Source organism: Tissierella sp. P1, from assembly GCF_002266425.1.
Classification (GTDB): domain Bacteria; phylum Bacillota; class Clostridia; order Tissierellales; family Tissierellaceae; genus Tissierella; species Tissierella carlieri.
Genome location: NZ_NPMN01000006.1, coordinates 97,971 through 109,327 on the forward strand (window position 1 = coordinate 97,971; position 11,357 = coordinate 109,327).

General features: G+C 29.4%; 10 protein-coding genes and 3 pseudogenes. 9 read left to right on the forward strand and 4 right to left on the reverse strand.

The annotated features are described in order from the left end of the window. Nucleotides 1-2 precede the first annotated feature (2 nt). Entirely contained in the window at nt 3-1,940 is a 1,938-nt protein-coding gene (locus CIW83_RS05965) for a vWA domain-containing protein (RefSeq protein WP_094899942.1), read from the forward strand. Between the two features lie 559 nt (nt 1,941-2,499). Continuing rightward, nucleotides 2,500-2,991 (forward strand): annotated as a pseudogene (locus tag CIW83_RS05970) (transposase); the annotation flags it as partial. Between the two features lie 23 nt (nt 2,992-3,014). Here CIW83_RS05970 and CIW83_RS05975 read toward each other — a convergent pair. Next, nucleotides 3,015-4,135 (reverse strand): IS3 family transposase gene (locus CIW83_RS05975; RefSeq protein ID WP_094899943.1). Its coding sequence is split into 2 segments (ribosomal slippage): nt 3,015-3,886 and nt 3,886-4,135, totalling 1,122 coding nucleotides; the frame shifts between segments, so codons are not numbered across the junction. Between the two features lie 226 nt (nt 4,136-4,361). Here CIW83_RS05975 and CIW83_RS21925 point away from each other — a divergent pair. The 3 genes and pseudogenes from CIW83_RS21925 (at nt 4,362) to CIW83_RS05985 (ending at nt 6,183) form a co-directional block, all read left to right on the forward strand. Continuing rightward, nucleotides 4,362-4,583 carry a hypothetical protein gene (locus CIW83_RS21925; protein WP_143598525.1) on the forward strand — a complete coding sequence of 74 codons (222 nt, stop codon included), beginning with the start codon at nt 4,362-4,364 and terminating at the stop codon, nt 4,581-4,583. A gap of 79 nt (nt 4,584-4,662) precedes the next feature. After that, the gene (locus CIW83_RS24815; protein WP_369819365.1) at nt 4,663-5,043 is read left to right on the forward strand and encodes a transposase; all 381 of its coding nucleotides are present in this window, start codon (nt 4,663-4,665) and stop codon (nt 5,041-5,043) included. Nucleotides 5,044-5,589: 546 nt separating this feature from the next. Further along, nucleotides 5,590-6,183: pseudogene (locus CIW83_RS05985) on the forward strand (transposase). A 152-nt stretch (nt 6,184-6,335) separates the two neighbouring features. Here the strand turns inward: CIW83_RS05985 and CIW83_RS05990 are convergent. The 3 genes and pseudogenes from CIW83_RS05990 to CIW83_RS22700 form a co-directional block, all read right to left on the reverse strand. Then, nucleotides 6,336-7,364 (reverse strand): annotated as a pseudogene (locus tag CIW83_RS05990) (IS6 family transposase). Nucleotides 7,365-7,747: 383 nt separating this feature from the next. Beyond that, entirely contained in the window at nt 7,748-7,981 is a 234-nt protein-coding gene (locus CIW83_RS22695; protein WP_201259697.1) for a transposase, read from the reverse strand. A 128-nt stretch (nt 7,982-8,109) separates the two neighbouring features. After that, nucleotides 8,110-8,757: a transposase gene (locus CIW83_RS22700; protein WP_201259698.1), complete on the reverse strand. Its 648-nt coding sequence runs from the start codon at nt 8,755-8,757 to the stop codon at nt 8,110-8,112. A gap of 260 nt (nt 8,758-9,017) precedes the next feature. On the opposite strand from CIW83_RS22700, the gene CIW83_RS24230 reads away from it, so the two are divergent. From CIW83_RS24230 to CIW83_RS23595, 4 genes are all read left to right on the forward strand, one after another. After that, complete coding sequence (locus CIW83_RS24230; protein ID WP_255374278.1) at nt 9,018-9,140, forward strand: hypothetical protein; 123 nt, start codon at nt 9,018-9,020, stop codon at nt 9,138-9,140. Nucleotides 9,141-9,180: 40 nt separating this feature from the next. Further along, a complete protein-coding gene (locus tag CIW83_RS06000) occupies nt 9,181-9,813 on the forward strand; it encodes a hypothetical protein (protein WP_094899945.1) in 633 nt (210 codons plus the stop codon). A 106-nt stretch (nt 9,814-9,919) separates the two neighbouring features. Continuing rightward, entirely contained in the window at nt 9,920-10,234 is a 315-nt protein-coding gene (locus CIW83_RS23590) for a recombinase zinc beta ribbon domain-containing protein (RefSeq protein ID WP_235601242.1), read from the forward strand. A gap of 147 nt (nt 10,235-10,381) precedes the next feature. Next, a complete protein-coding gene (locus tag CIW83_RS23595) occupies nt 10,382-10,825 on the forward strand; it encodes a hypothetical protein (RefSeq protein ID WP_235601239.1) in 444 nt (147 codons plus the stop codon). The last annotated feature ends 532 nt before the right edge of the window (nt 10,826-11,357 follow it).

Below are 11,357 nucleotides of genomic sequence, written 5' to 3' on the forward strand. Positions count from 1 at the left end.
CTATGTTTAATGAACAAGCTTTAATTGAGGAATCTAAAAAACATTGCGAAGAATTTTTACAAAAACAACAACGATCACTGGCTACATTTACAAAAGATTCTAGCTTAATATATATTCCTGATGAAAAGTTAGAGCGATTTAGATTAGATTCTTCCAAAGGAATTTTGTATTTGCCTTTGGCTAGTTTTTTAGATAAAAATCTGGATGAAAATCAAATGATGTGGCATATCTATTATGAGTTAGCCTTATACCCTGATTGGAGAAAACAAACTAGAATGTATTTAAATAGAAAAAGACATTGGCAGAAAGAAATTGACAGTATGACAAATTATATTCTAGATAGAATAAAAAAAGAGGGGCTGGAAAAAGACTCTGCATATGAGCCTAAGATTATTTCAAATTATGTAAGAAAAGAAGTTCTTGATTTATTATATTCCTTGGATAAGTATATCTCTTTTTTGAGGGTTTTACAGTTATGTCCCATATACAGAGATGAGGAAAATTTTGAAAAAATCATTCTATATATGAAGGAAATAGGTAAGACTGTTGAATGGATTTCAGAAATGCCTAAACATAGGGCTTTTATAAACAGTTTTTTAATTATTGAATTATATAAAACTGAGCCTAAATTTGAAGAAGGTGTTGAGAATCCATTTCATAGGAAGGTTTTCAATGAACCTTTTTTTGACTTTGTTCATTATCAGTTAATGAGACAGATAAATAATGAGCAAGGAATTATAAAAAGAGACCCATTTATTCAATCTTTTATCTTTCCAGCCTTTAAAGAATTATGGAAACAGGAAATTGATGAAATGATATTTTATAAATCAAAGGAAGGTAAAGAGGAAAGTATAAAAGGAAGGGAAAATCCCTTTAAACAGGATGATATAGATGAAGCACAAGAATCTCTGGAATCTACCTATGAAGAAGTAGAAAGGATTTTAGAGGAAATGCTGGAGCAACAAGACCAAATGGTTTCCAGCGTAGAAAATATGATGAATAATAAAATGGATTTAGAATGCTATGGAATCAGCCAAGGGGATCAACAGTTATTTCAATTTTATTCAAATAAGATGAAAAAAGAAAGAGAAGAAATGCGTCAATTTTGGAAGAAATTAATAGGAGATGCTAAAGAGGAAATAAGTGTAAAAAAAGACCATGAAATAAAGGGAAAACTGGATATAGGTAATCTGATTAGTTTTTATCCAGATTTTATCGAAGCTGAAAAAAAGGGAAACTATAAAAACCTTCCAATTTTCAATAGATACCTTTTAGAATCTCAAACAGATATATTACCTGAAAGAATAGAGATTTCTTTTGTTATAGATAATTCAGGCTCAATGAATCCTAGGAAAATTGAGGCAGCAAGAAAAGCATTAGCAGTAACATTATTATCAATAGATGATTTCAATAGATATCTAAAAAATAACTCAGAACAGTTGAATCAGAAAATAGAAGTTTTAAGTGAAACCTGGTTTTTTGGAAGCAAATACTATAATGTTAAAGAATTTAATCATAAAAATCTACAGGAAAAGGAAAAAAGTGAAATCATCCATTCCATTATAAGACTAGATGGAACAGATGGAGCAACTGATGATGGAAGTTGTCTAAAAGAAATATCCAATAGGATTACGCCTAGGCAGGAACGTGAGCTTAAAAAGGGAAATCAAATAAAGATAGTCTTTCAAGTTACAGACGGTGCATCTAGTTTTCCGGGATTAGCAAAGGAAGCTGTAGAGGAATTATTGTCTAAGAATGTGGAAGTATATGGATTTCAAATAGGGAAAAATAATCAAGTAAATGAAAAGATATTTAACTTTGTATGGAATGAAGGATATAAAGAACCACATGGAGTAATAATCGGTGAAGAAGTAGAAAAGTTGCCAAAAGAATTGCTAAAAGCTGTAGGAAAAAATATGAAATCTATTTTTAATAATTAGTTGGGTAAACGTAAAATTGAACTCGTTTTTTAGCCTATCAATTTCTATGAGATAATATCTCCAACGTCAACAAAGGAGTTCATCTCCAGTGAAATAGGAAGAGATATGTATGAACGATGTATGGCTCTCCCACAAAAAAGCAGACACACATATCAACGTAAAAGCATCCGGCACTGGAAAAGGTAGATACAATACCTTAAAACATTTTCAAGTAATTTAACAACTAAATATGAAAACAAAAAGTTGTTTGCTCTGGAGTGATATGATACTTCTAAAGTAGTCATCCTCTCATATTTTTCTCTTATCTTTGTGTCTACCTTATTATACCACGTCCAATTTTTAATTAAATTGATTGTCTACTTGACAAGGGTCAGTTCATTCAGAAAATCTATTTAAAGTAATTCAACTAAAATAAAGTACATTATAATGTACTTTATTTTAGTCCAGATTGTTGACAAAGTAAAATTTGTCAGCAGTTTTTTTTATTCAAAAAAAAGGGTTTTTGGTTATCAATGTCGAATATATAAGTATGCTAGAAAGATTGCAGGAGGCGAAACTAATGATAAATGAAATAAATAATATCCAACAAAAAATTGAATTAGTTTGCATTGAGAATTTAGTTCCTAAAAATCATTTACTTAGAGACATAGATAAATACATAGATTTTTCATTCATAAGAGATTTAACAAAAGATTTATACTGCCATGATAATGGGAGACCTGCAGTAGATCCGATTGTACTATTTAAAATGCTTTTCATAGGATATCTGTTTGGAATTAGATCAGAAAGACAGCTAGTAAGAGATATTGAAGTAAATGTTGCCTATAGATGGTTTCTAGGTTTTTCTCTTACAGATAAAATACCAGATCACTCCACAATTAGACAAAATAGAATTAGGAGATTTAAAGTCACAAACATAGCCCAAGAAATCTTTGACAACATAGTGCTACAGGCCATATCTTACGGTCTTGTTCGCGGGAATATACTTTACAGCGACTTCACTCATCTAAAAGCAAACGCAAATAAAAGAAAGTTTATTGAGCAAGAAGTAGAAGTTGGATCGTCAACACTTATTTAGACAGTTTTTTTAAGGTTATGTAATTTATATTCTTTAGAACTTAAATATCCTAATGCCCCATGAATTCTAATATTGTTAAACCAATTTACATAGTCAGCTAAAATAATTTCTAACTGTTCTAAGCTTTCAAAATGATAGTTATTAGCAAATTCAGTTTTAAATATCTTGAAGGTAGCTTCAGCTACAGCATTGTCATAGGGACAGCCTTTCATACTTAAAGAACGCTTAATTTTGAATGTATCTAGGACTTCATCTATTATCTTATTTTTGAATTCGTTGCCTCGATCTGTATGAAATAGAGTAATATCATCTAATCTAGTTTTAACCCTTGCAAAGGCTTTATAAACAAGCCCAGCATTCTTGTTAGGGCCAGCACTATAGCCAATTATTTCTCTATTAAATAGGTCGACTAACAAACATACATAGTTCCATCTTTTGTTAACTCTAACGTATGTTAAATCACTGACTACAACTGCGTAAGGTTCATCTGTATTAAATTCTCTATTTAGTTTATTAGCAATCTTTGATTCATTACATTTATCCACATGAGGCTTGTACTGAGCAACTGTATAGTTTGATACTAAGCCATTTTGCTTCATTATTCTACCTATTTTTCTTCTAGATACTATATAGCCTGCTTTTTTAAGCTCGACTTTAATTTTTCTAGTACCATAGTTATTTCTACTTGCTCTAAATATATCTATAACTTTTGGTGTTATTTTATCTGTAGACTCTTTAGGTTTTGATTCATAGTAATAAGTACTTCTAGGAATTTGTAGGACTTTGCACATTGCTGATACACTGTATTTATGGGTATTATTCTTAATTACATTTACTTTCGTCCTAATATCAGCGCTGCTTGCTTTAAAATATCATTCTCCATTTTTAGCTGTTGGTTTTCTTTTCTTAGCTTTATTAGTTCATTTTCTTCTGGAGAACGATTATCTTTTTCTTTAAAGGATCCAGTAGCTTGGCTTCTTTTAATCCAAGTATTAAAGGCAGTAGGTGTTAAGTCATATTCAGCCATAATATCATTCTTAGACTTACCATTTTCGTATAACTTTACCATTTGTTCTTTGAATTCTTCGGTATAGGTTCTTCTTGCTCTCTTTGTCATATAAACGATTCTCCTTTTAATATACTGATATTAGTTTACATGACCTTAATTTAGTTGTCTAGTTTATAGTAACCTATCCAAGTATCAGTCAAGGATTATGTAGCTGATTTAGATAAAGCAGTAGAAGAAGATAGAATTGCAAATGATAAAAAACCTTTAAAAAAAAGAAAATGTAAAGCAAATAAAAAAGATCAAAGTTAATACCACAGATCCAGATAGCGGATATATGTACAGAGACAATAAGCCAGAAGGTTTTTTCTATCTAGACCATAGAACAGTTGATAGCCAAAATAACATAATAGTAGATGTTCATATAACTCCTGGAAATGTTAATGATGTGGGGCCATATCTAAAGAGATTGGATAAGAGAAAGATTAAAATTAGATGTAAAGTATGTTGGATTAGATGCAGGTTATTATACAGATGTAATTTGCAAAGGTATTTTTGATAGGAATATAACCCCAGTAATTGCATATAGAAGAGGGGGTTACAAGAAGGGTAAATATTCAAAGAATAAATTTGTATACATTGAGGAATGGGATGTATATGCATGTCCAAACGATAATTTTCTAGAATATAAAACTACAACAAGGCAAGGATATAAAGAATATGTGTGTAATAAAGAAATATGTAAAATTTGCAATCATAAGGAAGTTTGCCTTCCAGAAGCATCAGACTTTAAGGCCATCAGGAGACATGTATGGAAAGAATATAAAGAAAGGAATACTAAATTCATCAAAACATCTAAAGGAAAGATGATTTACAAAAGAAGAAAAGAAACGATAGAGCGGAGCTTTGCTGATTCAAAAGAATTGCATGGACTTAACTACAGTCGTTATCGTGGTATTACTGCAGTAAGCGAACAATGCCTGTTAACTGCTGCAGTACAGAACATGAATATGATTTAAATATTCCAATTATAAAAATTTCAAATTCTCTTAATGAGTCTATATAGATTATCTATAATGTTTTAGATATCTTTTAAAAGGCTATTCTATAAATGATGATATGAATAGATATCATGAAAATAAGAAAAATTGTGATAGAGAAAAAATATATTATAGACAAGATTATTGGAGGTTGTATTCTTATAATTATAGGTTATTGTAATATATATAGAGGTGGTATTATAGGGAAAACCATTAAAGTTATAACTGAACTTTAATGAAGTAAGTCAAGATTCTATTAGAAATATTATTAATAAAAGAAATGGAACTAAATATTTAATTATTAAAGAAAATCAATATATTATTTTAACAATAAAAGTATTTATTAATCTAAAAAGACTTTGTGAACTAAACATGAAAAAAGATACAAGATTTTGCTAAAAACATGAAAAATTATTAAAATCCCGTATTGTATAATTAAGCTAGACAAAGTAAAGAAATAAAAAGTCATATGTGTTACACTCTATATTAAAACAATCATGAATTAATAAAGGAGAGATAACAAGTATGACTTATATACATTTTACTATAGATGAAGTAATTAATGATAGAAAAATATTTTGATTTAAATACTCCAGTTATAAAAATCGCCAAGTCTTTAAAAAGATCTAGACAAACTATATATAATGTTGTTAATTATCTTAAGAAAGGATATTCTGCCAATGATTATATTAATAGATACAGGAAGAATAAAAGGAAGTGTGGTAGAAAAAAGCTAGTATTTACTGAGAGAGAAAAGGAATATATTGTTGAAAAAGTCAGTGAAGGATGTACTCTGACGTAATTGTAGGTCGTCAAAAAATAAGAAACTCTGACGAAGAAAGTGTCAAAATAAATTGTAGTGCTAAAACTATATATCTGAGATTTTATTTTGCAGATCTAGGAACACCTTCACAAAGAGAATTAAATTAAAACTCAAATGGCATATTAAGAAGAGATGGTTTACATAAAGGTATCGATTTTAATAAAGTGAGTCAATATTTTATTAGCAATATTGCTAATAAAAGAAATAATATTCCAAGAAAATCATTAAATTACTTGATTCCTTTTGGGTGTTTTATGGCTTATATTACTAAAGAGAATTTGTCTAGCTTAATTTGACAAATAAAAAATTAATAAAAAATATAAAAAACTTGTTTCTTAAATTATAAATATTTGCCCTTTAAATTGTCAAGGATAAAATGAACATACTAACGCATGCCTTTGAAATTTCAAGAACAAATATTTTTGTAAAATTCAAACGAGTTTAAATTTTAAGCTATAAGTGGATAACGATGTTTATCTTTTCTACTTAAGCTTAGTCCAGCAACTTGAGCTGGAGTTAAATCATTCAAAGATAAATATTGTCTTACAAAATTGTAAAAAATACAAATATACTGATTAGATTGTTAGCTAAGTCAAATGAATTAAACCCTTGCTTAGTCTTGTACCAAGCTTTAAATTGATGGTGAAAAGATTCAATCAAATTGTTGAGATATAATCTTTAAAACTTTCAACACGAATATGGTTCACTTCACCCTTGAACACAGTTTTAATAGGTATATTATATGAACTATATCGATCCGAAACAATAGAGTCAACCTTTCCCCTGTGCTTTACAGAATTGAAAAGTTCAAAAGCTTCAGATGAGCCTCTATAAGGTGAAAGATGATATCCTAAAACAAACCTAGTTTCAGAACCTACGATAAACCAAATATAATATTTTTGACCAGAAATTTTAACAACAGTCTCATCAGTATTCCACTCATCAGAATCAAAGTTAAGACTAGGTATTAACACTAAAACCAAGTTGTTAAAAGAAGGTGCAAACTTTTTACACCAATTACTAATACTCGTATGTGACACATCAACATTATTAGCAACTTTAAAAATAAGAGCAATATTTCTAAAAAAATTTTACTAATAAAAAACATCGTTAGAGCTGATAGAATAATATGCACAGGGAATCGCATTCTTTTGAAATCATTTTAACCAACAAGTTTTGATATAGATGCAGGTAAAATATTATGAGTCTTAGGAACAAACATAGAATGCCTACACGATTTATTACCACACTTATAATTAGAATAATACTCATAATCATGGTGAATAAAAGTAGCTTTATCACAAAGCGGATAGCGAGGATAGTTCTTATTCTTTTTAGTATTGGGCTTATCAGGTGTAAATTGATGCTTACACTTACATCATAAATATTTTTGATAACCATCCTTATCTTTACCATGACGATAAAAATGGTAATTATTATTGCATTTTGAACATTTTATTGATACAATTTTTTGCATAGGAATCATTCCTTTCTAGGAGATAATTGTTTTATTGCAATAACATTGTATCATACAGAGGATGTGGGTCCTAATTTTAACTTAAGTTTACAGACCGTCTAAAAAATAAAGGAGACCAACTATGAATTGTCAAGCAAAAATTCTTGACAATATGTAATTAAATAATTCTCCTAAAATAGGCACACTCAAATAAACCTATCAGATATAGGATTTAAAATAAGGTGATTTTAGTCTAAGTTGAAAGCAACATTATCTTTTAGTATTTTTAAAATTACACGAACCAATTTATGAGCAACATGACCAAGAGCTGCATAATGGTTGTTATCTTGGGATTTTTTAAGCATAAAATAGTCATGGAATGTTTTGTTATTTAACGAAACATTTCAAGCAGCATTTATTAAGGCATAACGCAGTAACTTTGAACCACGTTTTGACATTCTGATGGTCTTAGTATAAAATTGACCAGATTGGTTAACAGTAGGATTCAAGCCAGCATATGCTAAAAGCTTTGAAGGATTGGAAAATCTAGATATATAACCGATTTCACCGAGAATCATAGCTCCGTTAAGAAATCCTATACCAGGAATAGTCAAGATTACAGAATTCGATTCAATCATAATCGATTTAATGAATTCATCTAGTTCATCAATTTGCTTTTCCAATAACTCAATTTGCGAGATAGTTTGGGTTATTTGAATAGATAAATAGGCATCACCAGTGCCTACAGATGATTTAGCCAGACCTTTTAAAGCAATAGCTTCTTCTTTACCAAAACGGCTGTGGGAAGCCTTTTTAAGAAGATATTACCTAAATAAGTAAGGTGTAAGGCAGCTATATCATTTGGACTGGAATGTCTTTTAAGTAGCTCATAACAAGTGTTGATGTGAATACCAGATTTAAAAAAGTATTGTAGCTCTGGAAAGATAATATCAACATACGATACGTGTTGAATCTTAAGTCTTGCTTTAGACTTTTTAGTTTTTTCTCTAAAACGACAAAGGCTTTTTAGACGAATTGAGTCAATGTCAGCCTTGGTAAAAATCCTATGGTTGTTTAAAATCATTGATTTAATGATTAAGATGGTATCAACCTTATCAGTCTTAGTTTTACGAATATTTGACTTTCTTAAAGTAGCAGTTTGGATAGGGTTGATAACAGCAATATGATAACCCATATTGTAAAGATAACAAATAAGGTTTTCTCCATAATGAGAAGTTGATTCAAGTCCAATTAGAAGATTTTCCTGATTAAGGGTCTTGAGTTTGGACACTAACAAAGAGAAACCTTTCGAATCATTAGTAAAATTAAAAGGTTGAATTAAGACTTCACCATCAGCGGTCATAGCAGCGGCAAAGTGTTTTTGTTTGGCAATATCAATGCCAACGTAAATCATAGAACCACGTCCTTAATAATAATTTGACAACTGTTTTGAACCACCTAGTCTTATTCTCATAGCCTTGCGGGAGATAAAAGTTTAAAATTTATCCAACTATAAATGATTTAAATAAGACAGTGGCATACACTCCTTAGAATAGTCAAGCTATAGGATTAAATAAAAAGTCCACAATGTCTAATTCTATTATAATGGATAAATAATAATAAAAAGAAAGGAGAGTATGATTTTAGTCACTGACTATATCATACAAGGATTAAATGACTAAGTTTGAGCAAGAAGTTAAAGTATTGAATATTAATATTTATGAAATAGGAAATAAATTAGAAAAACTAGGAGCAATCTTTAAAGGAAAGAAAAAACAAAAAAATATTTGTTTATGACCTCCCAACTTTATATAATAGATTTTTAGAAATTAAATATATGTTAAATACAAATGAAAGTTTATTAATAAACACTAATTTAAAAAAACTAAAAATATTATTATTAGAGTTAGAAGATTTAATGCCTGAAAATGATATTCATAGTCTTTTAGAAGAATTACAAATTGATTCTCTGTCTTCAATTATTAATCTTCCAATTAATAAAATACGTTTTATTCTAAATAGCCCTTTGTTTGAAAAAAAGATTAAACATTTTAAATTAAATCCAAATAAATGGATACGTTTAAGAGAATCAAATGATGATATTGAATTAACAACAAAACATATATTTACAAAAAATGATAACAATATACAAAAAGTTTTGGAAGTTGAAATTAAAGTATCCTCTTTTGATAAAACAAATATCTTTTTAGAAAGTATTGGGTTAGCAAAAAGAAGCTATCAAGAAAAAATAAGATATAGTTATGAATATAAAGGAGCTATGTTGGAAATTGATATTTGGCCTATGTTAAATCCATACTTAGAAATAGAAGCAGATAATTATAAATTAATAGAAGATATAATAGAAGATTTAGATTTGAATAAATATCAAATCGTATCTTTAAATACAGAACAACTATATAAAAATATTAATATTGATGTGCATTCTATTAGCGAATTAAAATTTGATTAAAAATGAAGGAAACTACTTGCTAATGTTTTAACCTCAAAAGTTGTACCATATTAAATTAAATGACCAAGGGTTTATTTCTAAATTGGATAAAACTCAATCCTTGGTAGTGCTAAAATTTTTCCACAACTACAATATTCGTAGGGCAAAAGGAAGAAATACAGTTGCAAATGCTAACGGGAAGCGAGGACGTTACTCAAGGATGTATACTTTTAGTAGTATGCTTGAATGCGAATATTGTGGAGGAATTTTATCAAGACGTACATGGCACTCTGGATCAAAATACAACAAAATTATTTGGCAGTGTGTAAAAGCAATAAAAGATGGGAAAAAGTATTGCCCTTATTGTAAAGGAATTGAAGAGGAAGCCATTGAGAAAGCTTTCTTGGAAAGTTATAGACAGTTAACTTCAGACAATAGTTAAATAACTGAAGAATTTCTAGCCACAGTTGAAGAAGAACTAAAAGATGACATTTTAAACAAAGATTTAAAAAAGATAAATAGAGAGCTAGATAGGATAATAAAAAAAGAAAAAGATTTGGTAGATATGAGGTTGTCTGAAGCTATCAGCATGGAAATTTATACAGACAAATTTGAAGGTATAACGAAAACTAAAGAAAATCTTCTAAATGAAAAAATGAACTTAGAGATAGTTTTAAAAGATGAGAAGAGTATAAAGAAAAGACTTGAAGAGTTCAGGGAAGTTTTGAAGAATAATCAATTTATCGAAGAATTTGATAGGACGATATTTGAAAGTATTGTTGAAAAAATAATTGTTGGTGGTATAGATAACGAAGGCAACAAAGATTCTGCGATGATAACCATCGTTTATAAGACGGGGAAGAAAGATATAAAAGATATAACACCTTTTAAACGAAAGAGAAAAAATGCAAAAGATAAGGATGAAGTATCTAATAATAAATTGTGTTCCAAAACCTATACCGAGGGTGAAAAATTGTGTTCAAACGATATGGACCATACATGTGGATACGGTGGTATTGATGTCAAAGGGTGAAAATAAATAGAGATGAAAATACTAATAAATTAAGGGTTTCCGAACATTGAGGTTGCCACAGGTAGATATCACCTGTGGACACGATGCTTGGAAACTCTTATTTTTTATGTTCATAGGAATAGTTTAATTGTTCTAACGCAGATAGGGTGATAGCAGGAGTCATAATCATATAGAAAAATAGGTGATTATGACACTGAAGGCGATATACTTTTTCATCTTCTAACAGACAGCAATAATCTTCGGCAGGAACAACTTAACATAGGAAAGGCTGCCGTTTCACGGGTAGTCGATTCCCTTGAATTTAAAGGATTCAATCATGCGTATACGGCAGCATGAGGACAGACGAGCGTACAGTGTTTCTCTTACTGACAAAGCTTTTTCGGCCGGTTCAGATATTAAGGACATTTGTGAGAGTCTATATCTGCTTGTGAGAGAAGATATGACCGAGCTAAAATTAATCATCTTAATGCATAGAATAAAATTGTTTCAGCAAGGATACAAGTAAGTTATTGAATTGTTAATCTTATACAAT